The following is a 19,870-nucleotide window of genomic DNA, read 5'->3' on the forward strand; positions in this document are numbered from 1 at the left end:
TCGTGGTGATTCGGCGGCGCTCAGCCGCGGCGGGCGACACGGGTGCGGAAATCCTCGATCAGCGCGGCGTGATCCCGGTCCGCCTCGATCGCCAGCCGCCGCAGCCCGAAATGCACATGCGCCATCTGCTGGTAATAGCTGGTATAGGCGTAGTTCGTGGCCGCACCCGCCGCCGCGCCCAACACCGGCACCGTCTGCGCGGCCAGCTTCTGCCCCAGCACCGTCGCCAGTCGAGGCGCCACGCGCGCGATCAGCGCCCGCACCGTGGTGCCGCTCACCGCCAGCCTCGTGCTCAGAAAGGCAAGGTCGCTTCCGTCATCGTGGTCAAGCGGCCCGGCGGCCGCGAAGACCTGCACGCAGTCAAAGCGAACCCCTTGTTCTTGCGGGGAAAATCCGTTCTCGGCGGCGACGTCCTGAATGGCGCGCAACAGCACCGTGGTGGTAAAGGGAAGCTCCGCCAGCGCCGTCGGCAAACCGCCCCAGCCCCCTGCGGCGCCCATCGCCGTGGTGACCACGCGGGTCATCCAGGCCGGGCTTTCGGGCACCACCCCGCGCGAACGATGCGCCGCGTCCATTGCGCTCGTCAAAGCCTGCTCGGTGGCGCTTTCAAGCCGGCCCCGCACCGTGACCGGCAGCCGGTCAAGCAGTCCTTCTGCCTGTCCGCCGACCATGTTGAGAATCTGGATACCCGCATTCGAGGCGCGCGCATGGCGCGCCGCCAGCGCATCGAGCCGCTGGCCGATTTCAGCGGCATCTATCTGTTTTTCAATGATTTCCATTACCGCGCCTCTGCAAGGGTCCAGATGAAAGATCGCCCCTGCAGGCGTCATTTTCAAGCGGCGCGTGTCACCTTTCCGCGAACACCCGCCCAGGCATCGCCGCAAAGCGACGCGCCCAGCACCCTGTCCGGGTTGGTGGGAGGGGGCATCTCGACCCCGTCGAGCCGATGAAACCCGAAGCGCCCGTAATAGGGCTCATCGCCCACCAGCAGCACCCGCTCCCAGCCCTGCGCCGCCGCCAGAGCCAGACTCTCGCGGATCATCCAGCCGCCCAGCCCCTCGCCCTGCCGGGTCGGGTGTACCGCCACGGGGCCCAGCAACAACGCCTTCTTCTCGCCCACCAGGACCGGCCAGAACCTGATCGCACCCGCCAGGATCCCCTGCCCATCACGCGCCACAAGGCTGAGCCCGCGCACCGGCGGGACATCGTCGCGCAGCCGGTAGGACGACAGCGCCTCGCGGCCCGGCGCGAAGCACAGGTCATAGAGAGCCTCGACCTCCCACCAGTCATCATCTGTTTCGGGGCTGAGCTCGAACACCCGGCAACTCCCTGCGAAATCGGCTGGATTTGCGCCTAGCACGGCGCTAGGTCTGGCACAAACCCGGAAATGAAAGCGACGAGGCACCCAGGATGTTCTACCGCCCCGAAGACGGCCACGGCCTGCCGCACAACCCCTTCAACGCCATCGTGACGCCCCGGCCGATCGGCTGGATTTCAAGCCGCGACAGCGAGGGGCGGGACAACCTTGCGCCCTATTCCTTCTTCAACGCTGTCGCCTATGTGCCGCCGCAGGTGATGTTCGCCTCGACCTCGGTCAAGGCGGATCGGGGCGACACGAAAGACAGCGTCGCCAATATCCGCGAGACCGGGGTTTTTTGCGTGAATATCGTGGAATACGCCATGCGCGACGCGATGAACCAGACCTCCGGCCCCTGGGACAGGGAGGTCGATGAGTTCGACCACGCCGCCATCGAAAAGGCCGAGTGCGACACCATCGCCTGTGCCCGCGTCGCAGGGGCGCCCGCCAATCTGGAATGCAAGCTGACACAGATCGTGACCCTGCCGGGCGAGGCCAATTTCGCCGTCTTCGGCGAGGTCACCGGCATCCACATGCGCGACGACTGCCTGAAGGATGGCATTTTCGACGTGCTGGCCTTCAACCCGCTGGCCCGCATGGGATACCGCGATTACAGCGTGGTGCGCGAAAAGTTCACCCTCAAGCGCCCCGGCGAATGAACGCCCGGACCTAACGCAGCAGGAAGGCATCCGAGAACCCGGCGCCGCGCACCCGGTTCAAGGCGGATTGCAGGGCGGACTGACTGGCGAACGGCCCGGCCAGAACCCGCGTATATGTCTTGCCGCCCCGCTGATACCGCGAAAGCCTCGCAGGCAGACCGCTACGCGCCAGTTGCTGAGCGGCGCGCTGCGCATTGCCGGGCTGGCTGAACATGCCCGCCTGAACGAAGCGGTGGCTTGCGCCTGCGTTCGGCGATGCTGCCGGCGCCTGCGAGCGGGTAGAGATCAGAGGCGTCGCAACCTGCTGACGCACGACCCTGACGGGCTGCGCCTTGGAGGCAGAGCGCCGCGAGGTGGCCGCCACCTGACGCACACGGATCGGGTCGCGCACTGCAACACCCGCGGTCTGGACGGCAACGCCCGCAGCACGCTGCTGAGCAAAGCTCGTATAGGGGTATCTCAGACCCGGATATTTATAGGTCACATCCCGGTTGGTCGCGGTGTCGATGAGGTGGCGCGGCACGGTCCGGGACCACATGACCTCCATCTGCGCCTTGCCCTCAAAGGTCTGATGCGCACGGTAGGGATTGAGGCGGTCATCATCCCAGGCCGGCTTGTAACCTTCGGGAACCGAGATGCCATTGCTTTGCTGTTGCTGCTCATAGACATGGCGCGGGACCACCCTGACATTGGACGCCGCAGCCCGAGGCGCACGCCGGACAACCTGTTGAGAAGGCTGCGCCAGAAGCGTGGTGCCTGCAAGCGGCGTCACCGAAGGGCGTGACGCGCGCGGCGCCTGGACGGGAGCAGTCCTGACATAATGCACCTCGGCACCCGATCCGCCGCCACCCATGACATAGCTCACATGCGGCTCGGCCTGTGGCCCGCAACGCACATCGGGATCACTGCCCATGTAACGCTTCGACACCGGGCTGAGCCCCGTACAGACGGAAACCCCCTGCATCGGGGCCGGGCGCATGATGCGGGCGGGGGCCTTGGCGGTCTTGACCGCCACGGAGCGTGCCGGCGCGGTGACGATTTTGACGGGCGGCGCAGAGACCGGCGCCGCCACAGAAGGCGCACGCACGATCTTGGGTGATGCCGGTTTCGCCACCTGCCGAACCTGTTGGGACCGGGGCTGCGGCATGGACTTGGGTTGCGGAGCAGTTTTCGCAGGGGTGCTGGCCGCTGTCCGGGTCTTGGCCGGAGCAGTTGCCGGGGCCTGCGCTGTCTGGGTCGGAGCAAGGGAAGGCCTGGCGCCGCAGATCATCTTGCGTTGGCGTGTGACCCGCGGGATCCATGTCGTATTGCCGCTGACACCGGCGCGCACGAACACGCAGCCCTTGCTGTCGACATATTGCCGTCCCGTGTAGGAAGCGGGCGGAAATTCCGCCGGAACCGGCAGTGCCGAGGTGGATTGCGCCTCGACAAATTCAAACCCGAACGCCGCAACGATGACAGCCATCGCCAGTACTCTGGTCACTCTCATGATGTCCCCCAAGACAGACAGGGCGAGAGTGCCTGATTTGTGACGCCTAGTAAACAGTCAATAGCTTATTTTGTGCCATACATTCTGTCGCCCGCATCCCCTAGTCCCGGAAGGATATATCCCTTCTCGTTCAGGCGCTCGTCCAGCGCGGCGGTGACGATGGGCACATCGGGATGCGCGTCTTTCATCCGGGCGACGCCTTCGGGCGCGGCCAAGAGGCACAGGAAGCGGATATTCCGCGCGCCTGCCTGCTTGAGCAGGTCGACCGCCGCCGCCGAGGAATTCCCCGTCGCCAGCATGGGATCGACGACGATCACCATGCGCTCGCCAAGGTAGTCGGGAACCTTGAAATAGTATTGCACCGGTTTGAGCGTCTCTTCGTCGCGGTAAAGCCCGACGAACCCCACCCGCGCCGATGGAATAAGCTCCAGCATCCCGTCCAGCAGGCCATTGCCGGCACGCAGGATCGACACCAGCGCCAGCTTGCGCCCCGCCAGCACCGGCGCGTCCATCTCCTGCAAGGGGGTCTCGATGCGCCGGTCGGTCATGTCCAGCTCATAGGTGACCTCATAGGCCAGCAACTGGCTGATCTCGCGCAGAAGCTGCCGAAACACGGCGGTCGAGGTGGTCTTCTCGCGCATGAGGGTCAGCTTGTGCTGAACAAGCGGGTGGGTAACGACGGTCAGGTGCTGTTTCATCGGATGGTCCTCGGCGGTCTGATACGGCGGTTTTTTCTGTCATTTCAGAAAGCGCGGCAAAGGGCAACGGGCGAGGTCCGTGCCCTCACGGAAGAAAGCTGCGGCCCGGCCCTTGCGATGGCACACCAAGATGCGCCGCAACGCTGGCCCCCACATCGGCGAAAGCCACCTGCCCGATCCGCCCCGCGCCAAGCCCGGCGATCAGGAGGGGTACGCGTTCGCGGGTATGGTCGCTCCCGGGCCAGGTCGGGTCGTTGCCGTGATCGGCGCAGAGCAGCAGCATGTCGCCCGCCCCAAGCCGCTTGAGCAGCTTGCCGATCTCACGGTCGAACCATTCCAGCGCCCGCGCATAGCCCTCAACATCGCGGCGATGCCCGTAAAGACTGTCGAATTCCACGAAATTGGCAAAGGTCAGGCTGCCGGGTTCCGCATTGTCGATCGCGCGCTCGAGATGGCGCATCAATTCACGATCGTCGCCCTTCACCACGTCGTCGATCCCCTGCATTGAGAAGATATCGCCAATCTTGCCGATTGCATGCACCTTGCCGCCCGCCCCCTGCACCCAGTCGCACAAGGTCTGCGCAGGCGGCGGCATCGCATAGTCGCGCCGATGCGCGGTGCGTATGAAGCCACCCGCGCTGTCGCCCAGAAACGGTCGCGCGATCACCCGCCCGACCCGCATCCCATGCAGGACCGGCGCAACCCGGCGGCAGGTTTCAAGCAGGCGTTCCAGCCCGAAACTGTCTTCGTGGGCGGCGATCTGAAAGACGCTGTCGCCCGAAGTGTAGCAGATCGGCCAACCGCTGCGCATGTGCTCGGCCCCGAGGCGCGCGATGATATCCGTGCCCGACGCGTGGCAATTGCCCAAGGTGCCGCCGGCGCCCGAAGCCTCTTGCACCGCCGCCAGCACGTCGGGTGGGAAAGCGGGGACGCAATCGGGAAAGTGATGCCATTCCCAGGGCACCGGCACCCCTGCCAGTTCCCAATGCCCGGTGGGTGTGTCCTTGCCGGGCGACTGCTCGGTCGCGCAGCCCCAGCCCCCTGTCGGCAGGCTGCCCAGCCCAGGTGCGTCTTCACCGGATGCCAGCCGGATCGCCGCCCCAAGGCCCAGAGCATCAAGCACCGGCAAATGCAAACCGCCAGGCCGCGCCTTGGCAATATTGGCAACTGTATTCGCCCCAGTGTCGGGAATGCCCCCATTGAAGAACGCCCCGGCGTCGGGCGCCCCGCCTATGCCCACCGAGTCCATCACCACGAGGAAGGCGCGCGCCATGCTCAACCCAGTCTTTCATGGATCAGGGCCGGGATCTGCGCTGGGGCATCGCGGATCACGGTCGCCCGTAGCAGCTGTTCTGCCGCCCTGTCGGCGTCATCCTCGGATGTCGCGTGAATGCGCAAGAGCGGATCGCCCCTGGCAACCGATGCGCCAAGCGGCAGAACCCGATCCAGGCCGACCGCGGGGTTCACCTTGTCCGCCTCCACCTGCCGCCCGCCGCCAAGGCCGATCACCGCCAGCCCCATGGATTCGCCATCCATCGCCGTGACATGGCCCGCGCAGGGTGCGGGCAGATCGCGGATCACGACGGCCTCGGGCAAGTGGCCTTCCCAGTTCTCGACGAAGTCATTCGGGCCACCCATGGCGGCCACCATCCGACCGAAATGCGCAGCGGCGCGACCATCCGACAGCGTCTCGGAGACCATCTGCGCCCCCGCCTCGCGCGTGGCAGCCATCCCGCCGATTCTGAGCGCCTCGCCCGCCAGTTCGATGGTCAAAGCGCCCAACCGCCCCTGCGTATCGCCACGCAGCACCCGCATCGCCTCGGCCATCTCCAGCGCATTGCCAAGCGCGGGTGCCAGCGGCTGGTTCATGTCCGATACCACGGCGCTTGTCCGGCAACCCGCCGCGTTTGCTGTTTCGACCAGCGCCGCTGCCAATGCCCGCGCATCCGCATCGCACTTCATGAAGGCGCCCGAACCGGCCTTCACATCCAGCACCAGCCCCTCGAGCCCCGCAGCCAGCTTCTTGGAGAGGATCGAGGCGGTGATCAGATCAAGGCTTTCCACCGTCGCGGTCACGTCGCGCACCGCATACAGACGGCGATCCGCCGGGGCCATCTCGGCGCTGGCACTGACAATCGCGCATCCGGCGCGCGCAACGACGGCACGAAACTGCGCTTCATCAAGCTGCGTGGTGATCCCCGGTATCGACTCGAGCTTGTCGAGCGTCCCGCCAGTATGGCCAAGCCCCCTGCCCGAGATCATCGGCACGATGGCCCCGCAGGCCGCCAGCGCGGGCGCCAGCACGAGGCTCACACAATCGCCGACCCCGCCGGTCGAGTGCTTGTCGATGACCGGCCCATCAACTGACCAGTCCAGCCTGCGTCCGCTGTCGCGCATCGCCAGTGTCAGGGCCGTGCGCCCCGCGTCGCCCAGGCCCTTCAACAGGACCGCCATCGCGAACGCCCCCGCCTGTGCATCGCTGACGCGGCCATCGGCCAGCCCGTCTGCGAACCACGAAAGCTCTGCGCGCCCCACCGGGGCGCCATCCCGGATCATGGCGATGATTGCCCTGGCATCCATCGCTCAGCCCTTCACGATGCTGGAGGCAACGAAAGCACCGGGCAAGAGATCGCCCAGCCTGGCGCTCCGCTGCCGCCCGTCCAGCGTAGCCATGATGACCAATGTGTCCGGCCCGCCGAACTCGGCCAACCGCTGGCGGCATCCGCCGCAGGGGCTGATCGGTTCGGTGCCTTCGGCGATGATCGCCACCTCCGAAAGTTCGGTCTCACCCGCCGCAACCATCGCCGCGATCGCGCCGGTCTCGGCACAGGTGCCTTCGGGATAGGCAGCGTTCTCGACATTGCACCCGACATAGACTCGCCCCGACGCCGCGCGCACCGCCGCACCGACCTTGAACCCGGAATAGGGTGCATGGGCGTTTTCACGCACCGCCTCGGCATCAGCGAGCAGCGACATCCCTTATCCTTTCACTTTCAGGTCCCGCGCGGACCGCTTGGGTTAAACATTGCGTCCGCGCGCTGCGGGATGCAAGCTGCGGAGAAGGTCCGGCAAGATCGGGATTGCACCGGCAAAATAATAGTTTAATGTTAAACTAAATGCCGCGAGGGAGGAAACCATGACCGACAATCCAAATGAGAACCTGCGTCACGCGGCATTGGCCTACCATGAATTTCCCAAACCCGGAAAACTCGAAATCCGCGCCACCAAGCCGATGGCCAATGGCCGTGACCTTGCGCGCGCCTATTCCCCCGGCGTTGCCGAAGCCTGTCTCGAGATAAAGGAAGATGAGGCCAATGCCAGCCGCTACACTGCGCGCGGCAACCTTGTGGCAGTGGTTACCAACGGCTCGGCCGTCCTGGGCCTTGGCAATATCGGCGCGCTGGCCTCCAAGCCGGTGATGGAAGGCAAGGCCGTCCTTTTCAAGAAATTCGCGGATATCGATTGCTTCGACATCGAAGTGAACGAAAGCGACCCCGAGAAGCTGGCCGATATCGTCTGCGCGCTGGAACCCACGTTCGGCGCGATCAACCTCGAGGACATCAAGGCGCCGGATTGCTTCATCGTCGAAAAGCTGTGCCGCGAGCGCATGAACATTCCAGTGTTCCACGACGATCAGCATGGCACCGCCATTGTCGTCGGCGCGGCGGCGACCAACGCCCTGCACGTGGCAGGCAAGCGGTTCGAGGACGTCAAGATCGTCTCGACCGGTGGCGGCGCAGCTGGGATCGCCTGTCTCAACCTGCTGTTGAAGCTCGGTGTGCGGCGCAGCAATATCTGGCTCTGCGACGTTCACGGCCTTGTCTACAAAGGTCGCAGCAAAGACATGAACCCCCAGAAAGAGGCCTTTGCGCAGGATACCGACCTGCGCGACCTTGGCGACGTCATCGGCGGGGCGGATATGTTCCTCGGCCTGTCGGGGCCGAATGTCCTGCGGCCCGAGCATGTGGAAAAGATGGCTGACAGCCCGATCATCTTTGCGCTGGCCAACCCCACGCCCGAGATCATGCCCGACGAGGTGCGCAAGGTCGCCCCCAAGGCAATCATCGCGACGGGGCGCAGCGATTTTCCCAACCAGGTCAACAACGTTCTCTGCTTTCCCTTCATCTTTCGCGGCGCTCTCGACGTGGGCGCGACAGAGATCAACGACGCGATGCAGATCGCCTGCGTCGAGGGCATCGCCGACCTGGCTCGCGCTACCACGAGCGCCGAAGCCGCCGCAGCCTATCAGGGCGAGCCGATGACCTTCGGCGCCGATTACCTGATCCCCAAACCCTTCGACCCGCGCCTCTCCGGTATCGTTTCGACCGCCGTCGCCCGTGCCGCAATGGAAACAGGTGTGGCCGCGCGCCCGATCGAGGATCTCAAGGCCTACAAGACCCGGCTCGATGCGTCGGTGTTCAAATCCGCTCTGCTCATGCGCCCTGTCTTTGAAGCCGCCGCAACGGCCTCTCGCCGGATCGTCTTTGCCGAAGGCGAGGACGAGCGAGTGCTGCGCGCGGCGCAGGCGATCCTTGAGGATACGACAGAACTGCCGATCCTGATCGGCCGCCCCTCGGTGATCGAGCGGCGCTGTGAACGGCTGGGTCTGGAAATCCGCCCCGGCCGCGACCTGAGCGTCGTCAACCCCGAGGACGACCCCCGCTATCGCGATTATTGGGGCAGCTACCACGACCTGATGAAGCGCCGGGGCGTCACACCCGATCTGGCCAAGGCGATCATGCGCACCAACACGACCGCCATCGGCGCGGTGATGGTGCATCGTGACGAGGCTGACAGCCTGATCTGCGGCACGTTCGGCGAATACCGCTGGCATCTGAACTATGTCACGCAGGTTCTGGGCACCCCCGACCTGCGCCCGCATGGGGCGCTGTCGCTGATGATCCTCGAGGATGGTCCGTTGTTCATCGCCGACACGCACGTCCATTCCCTCCCCACACCCGAACAGCTGGCCGAGGCCGCAATCGGCGCGGCGCGCCATGTGCGCCGCTTCGGGATCGTCCCCAATGTCGCCTTCTGCTCGCAATCGCAGTTCGGCAACCAGGCCGAGGGCTCGGGCAAACGCCTGCGCGCAGCGATCGAGATACTCGATTCCGCGCCGCGCGATTTCGCCTATGAGGGCGAGATGAATATCGACACTGCGCTTGACACCGAACTGCGCGAACGCCTCCTGCCCGACAACCGCATGAGTGGCGCGGCCAATGTGCTGATCTTCGCCCATGCCGATGCCGCCTCGGGCGTGCGCAACATTCTCAAGATGAAGGCTGGCGGGCTGGAGGTCGGACCGATCCTGATGGGCATGGGCAACCGCGTCCATATCGTCACCCCCGGTGTCACCGCACGCGGCCTCCTGAACATGGCCGCCATCGCGGGAACGCCGGTGCGCCATTACGGCTGAGTCGGCGAATCCGTCAGAGGCCGGTTTGCAGAAAGCAGGTTTGCAGATTTGCAAGTGTCACAGGCTTTGCCGCGCGACCGCATGAATCTAACGGCTTTGCAAAAATTTGCAGGCCCTTGCGCATAAAATCTGCAAATTTCATGCGATAATCTGCCACGCGCGCGGCCAACTCACTTGCCGCAACGTCGCCTCGCCCGTAACACATCTGTAACGGACCGGAGGAGGACACGATGGCATATAAGGACATCTATGAGAGCTGGAAGCGCGACCCCGACGCCTTCTGGATGGAGCAGGCCAAGGCGATCGATTGGGACGAGATGCCCTCGAAGGCGCTTTTCGACGGCAATGCCCCGCTTTATGAATGGTTCGCCGATGGCATGGTGAACACCTGCTACAACGCCGTCGACCGCCATGTCGAGCAAGGCCGCGGCGACCAGGTGGCGATCATCCACGACAGTCCGGTCACCCACACCAAGCACGAAATCACGTACAAGGAGCTGCGCGACCGCGTTGCCAGTCTTGCCGGTGCATTGCGCGCCAAGGGGATCGAAAAGGGCGACCGCGTCATCATCTATATGCCAATGGTTCCCGAGGCGCTTGAAGCGATGCTGGCCTGCGCCCGGCTGGGCGCGATCCACTCGGTGGTCTTTGGCGGATTTGCCGCGCATGAGCTGGCTGTACGCATCGACGATTGCAAACCCAAGGCGATCATCGCCGCCTCCTGCGGGATCGAACCGGGCCGCGTTGTCCACTACAAGCCGCTTCTGGACGGCGCCATCGAACAGGCGGCGCACAAGCCCGATTTCTGCGTGATCTTCCAGCGCGAGCAGGAAGTCGCCCATCTGGAAGAAGGGCGCGACTTTGCCTGGCACAGTTTCCAATATGGCGTGGAGCCTGCCGACTGCGTTCCCGTCGAGGGCAACCATCCCGCCTATATCCTGTACACATCCGGCACCACCGGCGCGCCCAAGGGCGTGGTGCGCCATACCGGCGGGCATCTGGTGGCGCTGAACTGGACGATGAAGAACATCTACAATGTCGATCCTGGCGATGTGTTCTGGGCCGCCTCGGATGTGGGCTGGGTCGTGGGACACTCCTATATCTGCTACGCGCCGCTGATACATGGCAATACGACCATCGTGTTCGAGGGCAAACCCGTCGGCACACCTGATGCGGGCACGTTCTGGCGCGTCATCAGCGAACACAAGGTGCGCAGTTTCTTTACCGCGCCCACGGCCTTTCGCGCCATCAAGCGCGACGACCCCAAGGGCGAGATGATCAAGAAATACGATATCTCCTGCCTGCGCGCCCTCTATCTGGCGGGCGAAAGGGCCGACCCGGACACGATCGAATGGGCCAGGAAGGTGATGGGTGTGCCGGTCTACGATCACTGGTGGCAGACCGAAACCGGCTGGACGATCGCTGGAAACCCCGCCGGGATCGAAGCCCTGCCCGTCAAGACCGGCTCGCCCACCGTTGCGATGCCCGGCTATGACGTGCAGATTCTCGACGAGGCCGGTCACGAGATGCCCGCCGGTGAACTGGGCGCCATCGCCATCAAGCTTCCCCTGCCCCCCGGCACGCTGCCGACGCTCTGGAATGCCGAGGACCGCTTTCATTCATCCTATCTGAACCACTTCCCCGGTTATTACGAAACCGGCGACGCGGGCATGAAGGATGAGGACGGATACCTCTGGATCATGGCACGCACCGATGACGTGATCAATGTCGCGGGCCACCGCCTGTCGACGGGGGCAATGGAAGAGGTGCTTGCCGCTCACCCGGATGTCGCGGAATGCGCAGTGATCGGTGTGACCGACGAACTGAAGGGGCAGTTGCCGCTCGGCTTCCTTTGTCTGACCAAGGGCGTGAATCGGCCCCACGACGCCATCGTCAAGGAAAGCGTGTCGATGGTGCGCGACCAGATCGGCCCCGTCGCCGCGTTCAAGCTGGCCGTGGTGGTGGACCGGCTCCCCAAGACGCGCTCTGGCAAGATCCTGCGCGCCACGATGGTCAAGATCGCCGATGGCGAGGATTTCAAGATGCCCGCCACGATCGACGATCCCGCGATCCTCGATGAAATCCGCGAGGCGCTGCAAACCATTGGCTACGCCAAGGGCTGACACTGCCTGCAGGCCCGCCCCGATGCATCCGCGCGTCGGGGCGGGCGCCGCCGCCTACCCTTCCGCGCGCTGAGCGTCGAGCACGGTTACCTGAACCGGGCTGATCGACAGGGCCTTTACAGGGTCCAACTCAGGCGCGCCGCCCCGGCTGATGCCCGCGAACACGCCCGAACCGGCAATCACCAGCCCCAACACCAGCGCAAGGCGCTTGCGCGTCGACGTATGGGGCGGGGTCTTGCAGTGCGGTTGCATGGTCGTTCTCCTGTTATCCTGTTCCGTGGCGGCCCACACCTGGCAGGCAACACCACAATGCGGATCGCGGCGCAGGACAGGCAATAACAGGCGCGTGCTATCCGATAGCATGCTCCTAAATCGTTGATTTTGAATGAATCCCGGAAAGACCGCGCTAAACGAACTGTTCGCGCAAAAGCCGCTCTTCAAGCCCGTGACCAGGGTCGAAAAGGATACGATGAGCCACGTCGGGATCGGAGTGAATCTCGACCCAGAGCACGTTCTCGACCCAGATGCTGTCGGCATCCGCCATGACCGGGCGCTTTTCCGGCTCGATCACATCAAAGCGCACATGCGCCGTTTTCGGCAACAGCGCGCCGCGCCAGCGACGCGGCCTGAACGCCGCCACCGCCGTCAGCGCCAGCACGTCCGACCCGATCGGGAGGATTGGCCCGTGCGCGCTGTAGTTATACGCCGTGGAGCCCGCCGGGGTCGCCACCAGCGCTCCGTCACAGACAAGTTCCGCCAGCCGCAGGTTGCCGTCGATGGTGATCCTCAGCTTGGCGGCCTGAGGCCCGGCACGCAGCAGCGAAACCTCGTTGATCGCCAGCGCCTCGTGCAGGGCGCCATGCGCGCATTGCGCCGTCATTGCCAGCGGATTGATAACCTCTTCCTGGGCCTCTGCCAGCCGGTCAAGCAGGTCGGTCTCGGAATATTCATTCATCAGGAAACCGACCGTGCCGCGGTTCATGCCATAGACCGGCGCGGGCAGATCCTGCGTGCGGTGCAGCGTCTCGAGCATGAAACCATCGCCCCCCAATGCGACGATCACATCGGCCTCGGCCTCGGGCACGTCGCCATAACGCGCAACCAGCGCCGCCCGCGCTGTCTGGGCGGAGGGCGCATTGCTTGCGAGAAAGGCGATTTTCCGGGCCATCGTCTGCGCTGCCTCGTTTCCTAAGCACGTCCTGTCGGTCGGATCGAACCACAATTCCACCTGTTGCGCCAGATATGCCGGTCCAACAAGTCCTTTTGTCGCTTTACATCCTTTCAAACAGGGCCTGTTTCCGATAGGAAATCCCCGAAATCACACGGACGGAGTTGCCCCAATGCCTCATGATGGAAACCAGCCCTTTATGTCCGAAGGGTTTTTCACCGAATCCCTCGCATCGCGCGACCCCGAGATCGCCAAGGCGATCGGCCTCGAACTGGGCCGGCAGCGCGACGAGATCGAGTTGATCGCCAGCGAAAACATCGTCTCTGCCGCCGTCATGGAAGCCCAGGGCAGCGTGATGACGAACAAATACGCCGAGGGTTACCCCGGACGGCGCTATTATGGCGGCTGCCAGTTCGTCGACATCGCCGAGAACCTGGCCATCGAGCGCGCCTGCAAGCTGTTCGATTGCGGTTTCGCCAATGTGCAGCCCAATTCGGGCAGTCAGGCCAATCAGGGCGTCTTTACCGCGTTGATCAAGCCCGGCGACACGATCCTGGGCATGAGCCTCGATGCGGGCGGGCACCTGACCCACGGCGCCGCGCCCAACCAGTCGGGCAAGTGGTTCAATGCCGTGCAATATGGTGTGCGCAAGCAGGACAACCTGATTGACTACGATCAGGTCGAGGCGCTGGCAAAGGAACATAACCCCAAGCTGATCATCGCGGGCGGCTCGGCCATCCCGCGCCAGATCGACTTTGCCCGCATGCGCGAGATCGCCGACATGGTGGGCGCATACCTGCATGTGGACATGGCGCATTTCGCGGGTCTCGTGGCGGCGGGTGAGCATCCCTCGCCCTTCCCGCATGCGCATGTCGCGACCACCACCACCCACAAGACCCTGCGCGGACCGCGCGGCGGCATGATCCTGACGAATGACGAAACCATCGCCAAGAAGGTGAATTCGGCCATTTTCCCCGGCATCCAGGGCGGGCCGCTGATGCATGTGATCGCCGCCAAGGCCGTGGCCTTCGGCGAGGCGCTGCGCCCCGAGTTCAAGGCCTATATCAAGCAGGTCGTGACCAATGCGCAGGCCCTGAGCGATCAGCTGATCAAGGGTGGGCTCGATACCGTGACGCACGGCACGGATACCCATGTCTTGCTGGTCGATCTGCGGCCCAAGGGCGTCAAGGGCAACGCCACCGAAAAGGCGCTCGGGCGCGCGCATATCACTTGCAACAAGAACGGGGTTCCCTTTGATCCCGAAAAGCCCACCGTCACCAGCGGGATCCGTCTCGGGTCGCCGGCGGGCACGACGCGCGGATTTGGCGAGGCCGAGTTCCGCCAGATAGCCGACTGGATCGTCGAAGTGGTCGACGGGCTGGCGGCGAACGGCGAAGAGGGCAACAGCGCCGTCGAGGAAAAGGTCAAGGCCGAGGTCGCCTCGATGTGCCAGCGGTTCCCACTCTACCAGACCCTCTAACGCATTGTTCTGAAATCATTTCAAAGGCCCTCGCGGATAATCCGCGTGGGCCTTTTTTCATGCCCGCAGGCTCAGATCACACCCTGCCAGCGCAGCAGCACGAGGATCAGCAGGACCAGCGCGAGCAGGTTGAAGACCATGCTGCCCAGCAGTCCGAGGATGAGGGACTTGCGCCGCTCTCCGGCGTTGATCGTTTCGAGATGGCCGCGCAGGATGGCGATGGAATGCATCGTTCCGGGCTTGTCGACCAGCCGCGCGAGGCGTGGATTTTCCAATAAAATCCGGGCCTTGGCGATTCGATCACCGGCGCGGCGGGCGAAGCGCGGCAGCCGGCGGCCGGCGCGTTTGAGCCGCGCCTCGAACGAGGGACCGCGCACGCCCAGGCGCTCTTGCAGAAGCGACTCGAGCTTTGCGATGTCAGAGTCCAGAGATGTCGGATCAATCACGCGCTTACCCCCCTGACACCAGATCTAGCGCGGTTGCGCCAAGCGCTCAATAGGGCTGGTGCTGGGACGCCGGCGCGGATAGCGTGAGGGCATGTTGAACAAGATCGAATATGGAACGCGGACAGAGATGCCGGGCCTGTTGATCGCGCATGGGCTTTACGGGTCGGCGCGCAACTGGGGCGTGATCTCGAAACGGTTGTCGGACAGCCGCCAGGTGGTTGCCGCAGACATGAGGAACCACGGGTCAAGCCCTTGGTTTGAAACACATTCCTACCCCGATATGGCTGAGGATCTGGCCGCGCTTCTGGAGGAACTGGAAGGGCCTTTCGATGTGCTGGGGCACTCGATGGGGGGCAAGGCGGCGATGGTGCTGGCACTGACCCGGCCGGACCTGGTGAATCGGCTGATCGTGGCAGATATAGCGCCTGTGACCTATTCCCACTCCCAGATACAGTATATCGAGGCGATGAAATCGGTCGATCTGAGCCGGATCGAGAGCCGATCGGATGTGAATGCACAGTTGGAGGGCAAGGTGGACAACCCCGCCCTGATCAGCTTTTTCACGCAATCCATTGATATAAAAGAAAAACAATGGCGGCTGAACCTGGAGACCCTGGGCGCCGAGATGCCGAAGATCATGTCTTTCCCTGATATTTCAGGTCATTACGATGGAAAGGTCATGTTTCTGACCGGCGCGGAATCGGATTATGTCACGCGTGAACATCGCCCGAAAATCAAGGCATTATTCCCCAAAGCTCAATTCGTGAAAATTCCGGATGCAGGCCATTGGTTGCATGCCGACCGGCCGCGCGCATTCGAGGCGGCGATCCGAACCTGGCTGGGTTGAGATCGGTACAAAACGTCCGGTTTGTACGCCGGTTTTGTACCCAACCCCGCGCCTTGCGGACGGGATTGGTACAAAACGGTTGCTCTCACTCGCCGGTGTAGAGCTCGCGAGCCACCAGCCAGGCGACCGGAGCGGCCACGGCGAAACCCACCAGAGAGGAGATGACCACCGGCCAAGTGGTGTCATAGCCAGCCGCCAGCGCCGCCACCATGGCGGAACCCGCCAGGGTGGTTCCGATGAAGACATAAAGAATCAGTCCCAGACGCAACATGAGAATCCTTCCCACTTTCAAAAAGGCGCGCGCAAGATTGATGTTAGCCCTCGTGCGCACGCCGCTCTTTGATCTGCGTCAGGTTCATCACCCGTCACCGCCACTCATGGCACGGGCCACCACCCATGCCAGCGGAAACGCCAGCACAAAGCCCGCGAGCACCGCGCCGCCCAACACCCATCCCCCGGCATGGCCGGAGACGAGCGCGAAGACTATGCCGACGCCCGCCAGCGTCGAGCCGATGAAGATATGCAGGATGATCGTGAGCCAGAGCATGTCGCCCCCCAAAGCCATGTCGCCGGGAGGCTAACGCGCCGCACAGTCGCGGCGCGTTGATCTGGGTCAGCCGGGCACGATCAGATTTCAGGCGCGCTCGGGTCGGGCAGAAGGCCCGGCGGGCCGTGCCGTTTGTGATTGAAATCCGGATCGTCGCGCTTGATCCAACGCGAGATGATATGGGATGCGGGCCATGTCAGCACCGCGCCCACCCCAGCCGCCATGAGTATGGCGGGCCATCCGTAATAGCCAAGGGCCAGCACCGTGGTCACGAATGTGCCGATCAGGGTCGGCCCCGTGGCGAGAAAGAGAACAAGGCTCAAGCGGTCCATTGCGGGCCTCCTTTCAGTATGCGCCATTCATGAAACGCGCGAAAGCACCGCAGGGTTCCGGCAAGCCGGAGCAAGGGGGCGGAGATCCGCCCCCTCTGTAGGTCCGTGGCGTCACTCGACGCCCAGCATTTCCTTGGCCTTGGCCAGCGTTTCGACCGACGCCGCGTGGTCACCCGACTTGTGCAGCTCCTCACCCTTGGCGCGCAGGTCCTTCACTTCGGCCATTTCGGCCTCGGACAGGCTGGCGGTCTGCATGGCCTCGTCGATCTTGGCCATGTCCATCGGGCATTGGCTGGCGCTGACCGGCGCCGCAAGAAGCGCCAGAGCGGCGGTGAGTGCGAGATATTTCATTATGTTTCCTCCCGTTATGTGTCGCGTGAGCAAAAAGGTAGCACGCCACGCGGCACTGGCGAGAGGGTCGGCGGGTTGATGCCGGTTCAGCGCTTCTTCACGAACTCTGTCAGGATCACGATGCGCTGGCCCTCGACGCGGCCTTCGATATGGGCGGGATTGTCGGCGACAAGGGAAATGCCGCGCACCGCCGTGCCACGCTTGGCGGTGAAATTCGCGCCCTTGACCGGCAGGTCCTTGATCAGGACGACGCTGTCGCCCTGCGCCAGCGGCACGCCGTTGGAATCGCGATGCGCGCTTTCCTGCGCGATGTTGTCGGCCCAGGCGCGGGTTTCGTCGTCCAGCCAGAGCTGATCCGCCAGGTCGCGCGCCCAGTCATGGTCGGAAAGCCGCGCCAGCATCCGCGCCGCCAGCACCTGCGTGGCCGGGTCTTCGGACCACATCGCCGAGGCCAGGCCGCGCCAATGGTCGGGATCGGGGGTGCCGTCGATCTGCCCGGCGCAGGTGGCGCATATCTGCACGCTGGCGCCGTCGGGGCCGCCGGGGACGGGATGGGCGACAAGGTCTGTATCGGCAGAGCAGAGGGCACAGGTCATGGCAATCGGTCCGGGTTCGGGAAACGTTGCCAGCGGTATAGGCGGTGTTCGGGGCGAGCGGTAGGGGGTACGGGAGGGGCCGGGGTGAACCCCGGCCTACTCGTCCATCTTGAGGGCGGAGATGAAGGCCTGCTGGGGGATTTCCACCTTGCCGAACTGGCGCATCTTCTTCTTTCCCGCCTTCTGCTTTTCCAGAAGCTTCTTCTTGCGGGTCACGTCGCCGCCATAGCATTTCGCGGTCACGTCCTTGCGCATCGCCGACAGGGTCTCGCGGGCGATCACCTTGCCGCCGATGGCCGCCTGGATCGGGATCTTGAACATGTGGCGCGGGATCAGGTCCTTGAGCTTTTCGCACATGGCGCGGCCCCGCATTTCGGCGCGGTCGCGGTGGACCATCATCGAAAGCGCATCGACCGGCTCGTCATTGACCAGCACCTGCATCTTCACGAGGTTGTCGGTGCGATAGCCGGTGATCTCGTAGTCGAAGCTGGCATAGCCCTTGGTCACGGATTTCAGCCGGTCGTAGAAATCGAACACCACCTCGTTGAGCGGCAGGTCATAGACCACCATCGCCCGCGCGCCCGCATAGGTCAGGTCGATCTGGATGCCGCGACGGTCCTGGCAGAGCTTGAGCACGTCGCCCAGGAATTCGTCCGGCACCAGGATCGTGGCCTTGATGCGGGGTTCCTCGACATGGTCGACATAGGTGAGGTCGGGCATGTCGGCGGGGTTGTGCAATTCGGTGACCGAGCCGTCCTTCATGAACACATGGTAGACGACCGATGGCGCGGTGGTGATCAGCTCGATATCGTATTCGCGCTCGATCCGGTCGCGGATCACCTCGAGATGCAGGAGCCCGAGGAACCCGCAGCGAAAGCCGAAGCCCAGCGCGGCGGAATTCTCCATCTCGTAGGAGAAGGAGGCATCGTTGAGCGCCAGTTTCTCGATCGCGTCGCGCAGGCTCTCGAATTCGGCGGAATCGACCGGGAAGAGGCCGCAGAACACCACCGGCACCGAGGGCTTGAAGCCCGGCAGCGCCTTTTCGCATTTGCGTTTCTCATGGGTGATCGTGTCGCCCACGCGGGTGTCGCGGACCTGCTTGATCGAGGCAGTGATGAAGCCGATCTCGCCCGGTCCGAGCGCGTCGACGACGGTCATGGCGGGGCGAAAGACGCCGATCCGCTCGACGTTGTAGGTGGCGCCGGTCTGCATCATGCGGATCTTGTCGCCCTTCTTCAGCACGCCGTCCATGATCCGCACCAGGACCACGACGCCCAGATAGGGGTCGTATTTGCTGTCCACCAGCATCGCCTTGAGCGGCGCGTCGGCATCGCCTTCGGGGGGCGGCAGGTGGGCGACGATCGCCTCCAGCACCTCGCGGATGCCCTGCCCTGTCTTGGCACTGACCGGAATCGCGCCCGAGGCGTCGATGCCGATCACTTCCTCGATCTGCTCGGCGACGCGGTCAAGGTCGCTGGCGGGCAGGTCGATCTTGTTGAGCACCGGGATCAGCTCGTGATCGGCGTCGATCGCCTGGTAGACATTGGCAAGCGTCTGCGCCTCGACCCCTTGGGTGGAATCCACCACCAGCAGCGACCCTTCGACCGCCCGCATCGAGCGCGACACCTCGTAGGAGAAATCCACATGCCCCGGCGTGTCGATCAGGTTGAGCACATATTGCTCGCCATTCTCGGCCGTGTAGTCGATGCGCACGGTATTGGCCTTGATGGTGATCCCGCGTTCGCGCTCGATATCCATCGAGTCGAGCATCTGCTCTTTCATGTCACGTTCGGCCACGGTGTCGGTCATCTGGATCAGACGATCGGCAAGCGTGGATTTACCGTGGTCGATATGCGCCACGATCGAGAAATTGCGGATATGAGAAAGCGGTGTCATGAGGATCGGATATGCGCTGCAAAGCAGGGCGGGTCAATAGCTTGCGTGGGGCGCGGGGCTGGCCTGCCCCCTTTTGATATGCTTGAATGCCGCCAGACCGGAACGGAGCATCGCCATGCCTGCGCCAACTGCCATCACCGCCCACATCACCGGGCGTGTCCAGGGCGTCGCTTTCCGTGCCTTCGCACGCGATGCCGCCCAGGCGCGCGGCCTTGCGGGATGGGTCAGGAACGAGGCCGACGGCTCGGTCACCGCCCTGATCGAAGGCGACGGCGCGGCGGTGGATGACATGATCTCCGTCCTCCGGCGCGGGCCGGTCCACGCGCGTGTCAAAGAGGTCGCGACAGCCCCCGCCACGCCCGAGGGGCGCGACGGATTCGAGATCCGGCGCTGACCCCAACCGGCCCTTTCATCTGGCCTCAAATACCTCGGGGGGTCCGGGGGGCTGGCCCCCCGGCCTTCGCC

At 64.1% G+C, this 19,870-nt stretch carries 22 protein-coding genes; 6 read left to right on the top strand and 16 right to left on the bottom strand.

The features are described 5' to 3' along the window. Positions 1–20: 20 nt before the first annotated feature. Positions 21–779 (bottom strand): EcsC family protein, encoded by a 759-nt coding sequence (locus ROH8110_RS13845; RefSeq protein WP_085818304.1) that lies wholly within the window; start codon positions 777–779, stop codon positions 21–23. A 53-nt stretch (positions 780–832) separates the two neighbouring features. Further along, entirely contained in the window at positions 833–1,318 is a 486-nt protein-coding gene (locus ROH8110_RS13850) for a GNAT family N-acetyltransferase (protein ID WP_085818305.1), read from the bottom strand. Between the two features lie 92 nt (positions 1,319–1,410). On the opposite strand from ROH8110_RS13850, the gene ROH8110_RS13855 reads away from it, so the two are divergent. Then, complete coding sequence (locus ROH8110_RS13855; protein ID WP_085818306.1) at positions 1,411–2,016, top strand: flavin reductase family protein; 606 nt, start codon at positions 1,411–1,413, stop codon at positions 2,014–2,016. A gap of 10 nt (positions 2,017–2,026) precedes the next feature. On the opposite strand, the gene ROH8110_RS13860 is transcribed toward ROH8110_RS13855, so the two are convergent. The 5 genes from ROH8110_RS13860 to ROH8110_RS13880 all read right to left on the bottom strand — a co-directional run bounded on the left by ROH8110_RS13860 (position 2,027) and on the right by ROH8110_RS13880 (position 7,179). Next, entirely contained in the window at positions 2,027–3,505 is a 1,479-nt protein-coding gene (locus ROH8110_RS13860) for an SPOR domain-containing protein (RefSeq protein ID WP_085818307.1), read from the bottom strand. 65 nt (positions 3,506–3,570) lie between these two features. Continuing rightward, the gene (gene upp, locus ROH8110_RS13865; RefSeq protein WP_085818308.1) at positions 3,571–4,203 is read right to left on the bottom strand and encodes a uracil phosphoribosyltransferase; all 633 of its coding nucleotides are present in this window, start codon (positions 4,201–4,203) and stop codon (positions 3,571–3,573) included. 85 nt (positions 4,204–4,288) lie between these two features. Further along, positions 4,289–5,476: a phosphopentomutase gene (locus ROH8110_RS13870; protein ID WP_085818309.1), complete on the bottom strand. Its 1,188-nt coding sequence runs from the start codon at positions 5,474–5,476 to the stop codon at positions 4,289–4,291. A gap of 2 nt (positions 5,477–5,478) precedes the next feature. Continuing rightward, a complete protein-coding gene (locus ROH8110_RS13875; RefSeq protein WP_085818310.1) occupies positions 5,479–6,783 on the bottom strand; it encodes a thymidine phosphorylase in 1,305 nt (434 codons plus the stop codon). 3 nt (positions 6,784–6,786) lie between these two features. Next, on the bottom strand, positions 6,787–7,179 hold the full coding sequence (locus tag ROH8110_RS13880; protein WP_085818311.1) for a cytidine deaminase: 393 nt from the start codon (positions 7,177–7,179) through the stop codon (positions 6,787–6,789). A 160-nt stretch (positions 7,180–7,339) separates the two neighbouring features. Here ROH8110_RS13880 and ROH8110_RS13885 point away from each other — a divergent pair, with 160 nt between their 5' ends. Both ROH8110_RS13885 and prpE read left to right on the top strand, forming a co-directional pair. Then, positions 7,340–9,619 (top strand): NADP-dependent malic enzyme, encoded by a 2,280-nt coding sequence (locus ROH8110_RS13885; RefSeq protein WP_085818312.1) that lies wholly within the window; start codon positions 7,340–7,342, stop codon positions 9,617–9,619. Between the two features lie 230 nt (positions 9,620–9,849). Further along, complete coding sequence (gene prpE / locus ROH8110_RS13890) at positions 9,850–11,742, top strand: propionate-CoA ligase PrpE (protein WP_085818313.1); 1,893 nt, start codon at positions 9,850–9,852, stop codon at positions 11,740–11,742. A 54-nt stretch (positions 11,743–11,796) separates the two neighbouring features. Here the strand turns inward: prpE and ROH8110_RS18550 are convergent, their stop codons facing one another. Together ROH8110_RS18550 and ROH8110_RS13900 are read right to left on the bottom strand one after the other, a co-directional pair. Continuing rightward, positions 11,797–11,994 carry a hypothetical protein gene (locus tag ROH8110_RS18550; protein WP_139837420.1) on the bottom strand — a complete coding sequence of 66 codons (198 nt, stop codon included), beginning with the start codon at positions 11,992–11,994 and terminating at the stop codon, positions 11,797–11,799. 154 nt (positions 11,995–12,148) lie between these two features. Next, positions 12,149–12,910, bottom strand: coding sequence for an NAD kinase (locus ROH8110_RS13900; protein ID WP_085818315.1), 762 nt, complete (start codon positions 12,908–12,910; stop codon positions 12,149–12,151). A 172-nt stretch (positions 12,911–13,082) separates the two neighbouring features. On the opposite strand from ROH8110_RS13900, the gene glyA reads away from it, so the two are divergent. Then, entirely contained in the window at positions 13,083–14,390 is a 1,308-nt protein-coding gene (glyA, locus tag ROH8110_RS13905) for a serine hydroxymethyltransferase (protein ID WP_281272808.1), read from the top strand. Between the two features lie 71 nt (positions 14,391–14,461). Here glyA and ROH8110_RS13910 read toward each other — a convergent pair whose 3' ends face one another. Then, positions 14,462–14,836 (bottom strand): hypothetical protein, encoded by a 375-nt coding sequence (locus tag ROH8110_RS13910; protein WP_085818316.1) that lies wholly within the window; start codon positions 14,834–14,836, stop codon positions 14,462–14,464. 91 nt (positions 14,837–14,927) lie between these two features. Here ROH8110_RS13910 and ROH8110_RS13915 point away from each other — a divergent pair, with 91 nt between their 5' ends. Continuing rightward, positions 14,928–15,683, top strand: coding sequence for an alpha/beta fold hydrolase (locus tag ROH8110_RS13915; RefSeq protein WP_085818317.1), 756 nt, complete (start codon positions 14,928–14,930; stop codon positions 15,681–15,683). 85 nt (positions 15,684–15,768) lie between these two features. Here ROH8110_RS13915 and ROH8110_RS13920 read toward each other — a convergent pair whose 3' ends face one another. From ROH8110_RS13920 to lepA, 6 genes are all read right to left on the bottom strand, one after another. After that, entirely contained in the window at positions 15,769–15,954 is a 186-nt protein-coding gene (locus ROH8110_RS13920) for a CTP synthetase (RefSeq protein ID WP_085818318.1), read from the bottom strand. Between the two features lie 87 nt (positions 15,955–16,041). Then, positions 16,042–16,230 (bottom strand): hypothetical protein, encoded by a 189-nt coding sequence (locus ROH8110_RS13925; protein ID WP_085818319.1) that lies wholly within the window; start codon positions 16,228–16,230, stop codon positions 16,042–16,044. A gap of 80 nt (positions 16,231–16,310) precedes the next feature. Then, complete coding sequence (locus ROH8110_RS13930) at positions 16,311–16,562, bottom strand: hypothetical protein (protein ID WP_085818320.1); 252 nt, start codon at positions 16,560–16,562, stop codon at positions 16,311–16,313. A 111-nt stretch (positions 16,563–16,673) separates the two neighbouring features. Continuing rightward, positions 16,674–16,913 carry a PA2433 domain-containing protein gene (locus ROH8110_RS13935; protein ID WP_085818321.1) on the bottom strand — a complete coding sequence of 80 codons (240 nt, stop codon included), beginning with the start codon at positions 16,911–16,913 and terminating at the stop codon, positions 16,674–16,676. Positions 16,914–16,999: 86 nt separating this feature from the next. Further along, positions 17,000–17,509, bottom strand: a complete 510-nt coding sequence (locus tag ROH8110_RS13940) for a PhnA domain-containing protein (RefSeq protein WP_085818322.1) — start codon at positions 17,507–17,509, stop codon at positions 17,000–17,002. A 96-nt stretch (positions 17,510–17,605) separates the two neighbouring features. Continuing rightward, positions 17,606–19,405: a translation elongation factor 4 gene (gene lepA / locus ROH8110_RS13945; RefSeq protein WP_085818323.1), complete on the bottom strand. Its 1,800-nt coding sequence runs from the start codon at positions 19,403–19,405 to the stop codon at positions 17,606–17,608. Positions 19,406–19,520: 115 nt separating this feature from the next. Between lepA and ROH8110_RS13950 the strand changes: the two genes are divergently transcribed. Then, complete coding sequence (locus ROH8110_RS13950; protein WP_085818324.1) at positions 19,521–19,799, top strand: acylphosphatase; 279 nt, start codon at positions 19,521–19,523, stop codon at positions 19,797–19,799. Positions 19,800–19,870 lie beyond the last annotated feature (71 nt).

It is taken from the genome of Roseovarius halotolerans (genome assembly GCF_900172255.1).
GTDB lineage: Bacteria > Pseudomonadota > Alphaproteobacteria > Rhodobacterales > Rhodobacteraceae > Roseovarius > Roseovarius halotolerans.

Coding starts and splice junctions, on each gene's coding strand:
- ROH8110_RS13845 (WP_085818304.1), bottom strand. CDS start 779: ATGGAAATCATTGAAAAACAGATAGATGCCGCTGAAATCGGCCAGCGG.
- ROH8110_RS13855 (WP_085818306.1), top strand. CDS start 1,411: ATGTTCTACCGCCCCGAAGACGGCCACGGCCTGCCGCACAACCCCTTC.
- ROH8110_RS13860 (WP_085818307.1), bottom strand. CDS start 3,505: ATGAGAGTGACCAGAGTACTGGCGATGGCTGTCATCGTTGCGGCGTTC.
- upp (WP_085818308.1), bottom strand. CDS start 4,203: ATGAAACAGCACCTGACCGTCGTTACCCACCCGCTTGTTCAGCACAAG.
- ROH8110_RS13870 (WP_085818309.1), bottom strand. CDS start 5,476: ATGGCGCGCGCCTTCCTCGTGGTGATGGACTCGGTGGGCATAGGCGGG.
- ROH8110_RS13875 (WP_085818310.1), bottom strand. CDS start 6,783: ATGGATGCCAGGGCAATCATCGCCATGATCCGGGATGGCGCCCCGGTG.
- ROH8110_RS13880 (WP_085818311.1), bottom strand. CDS start 7,179: ATGTCGCTGCTCGCTGATGCCGAGGCGGTGCGTGAAAACGCCCATGCA.
- ROH8110_RS13885 (WP_085818312.1), top strand. CDS start 7,340: ATGACCGACAATCCAAATGAGAACCTGCGTCACGCGGCATTGGCCTAC.
- prpE (WP_085818313.1), top strand. CDS start 9,850: ATGGCATATAAGGACATCTATGAGAGCTGGAAGCGCGACCCCGACGCC.
- ROH8110_RS18550 (WP_139837420.1), bottom strand. CDS start 11,994: ATGCAACCGCACTGCAAGACCCCGCCCCATACGTCGACGCGCAAGCGC.
- ROH8110_RS13900 (WP_085818315.1), bottom strand. CDS start 12,910: ATGGCCCGGAAAATCGCCTTTCTCGCAAGCAATGCGCCCTCCGCCCAG.
- glyA (WP_281272808.1), top strand. CDS start 13,083: ATGCCTCATGATGGAAACCAGCCCTTTATGTCCGAAGGGTTTTTCACC.
- ROH8110_RS13915 (WP_085818317.1), top strand. CDS start 14,928: ATGTTGAACAAGATCGAATATGGAACGCGGACAGAGATGCCGGGCCTG.
- ROH8110_RS13920 (WP_085818318.1), bottom strand. CDS start 15,954: ATGTTGCGTCTGGGACTGATTCTTTATGTCTTCATCGGAACCACCCTG.
- ROH8110_RS13925 (WP_085818319.1), bottom strand. CDS start 16,230: ATGCTCTGGCTCACGATCATCCTGCATATCTTCATCGGCTCGACGCTG.
- ROH8110_RS13930 (WP_085818320.1), bottom strand. CDS start 16,562: ATGGACCGCTTGAGCCTTGTTCTCTTTCTCGCCACGGGGCCGACCCTG.
- ROH8110_RS13935 (WP_085818321.1), bottom strand. CDS start 16,913: ATGAAATATCTCGCACTCACCGCCGCTCTGGCGCTTCTTGCGGCGCCG.
- ROH8110_RS13940 (WP_085818322.1), bottom strand. CDS start 17,509: ATGACCTGTGCCCTCTGCTCTGCCGATACAGACCTTGTCGCCCATCCC.
- lepA (WP_085818323.1), bottom strand. CDS start 19,405: ATGACACCGCTTTCTCATATCCGCAATTTCTCGATCGTGGCGCATATC.
- ROH8110_RS13950 (WP_085818324.1), top strand. CDS start 19,521: ATGCCTGCGCCAACTGCCATCACCGCCCACATCACCGGGCGTGTCCAG.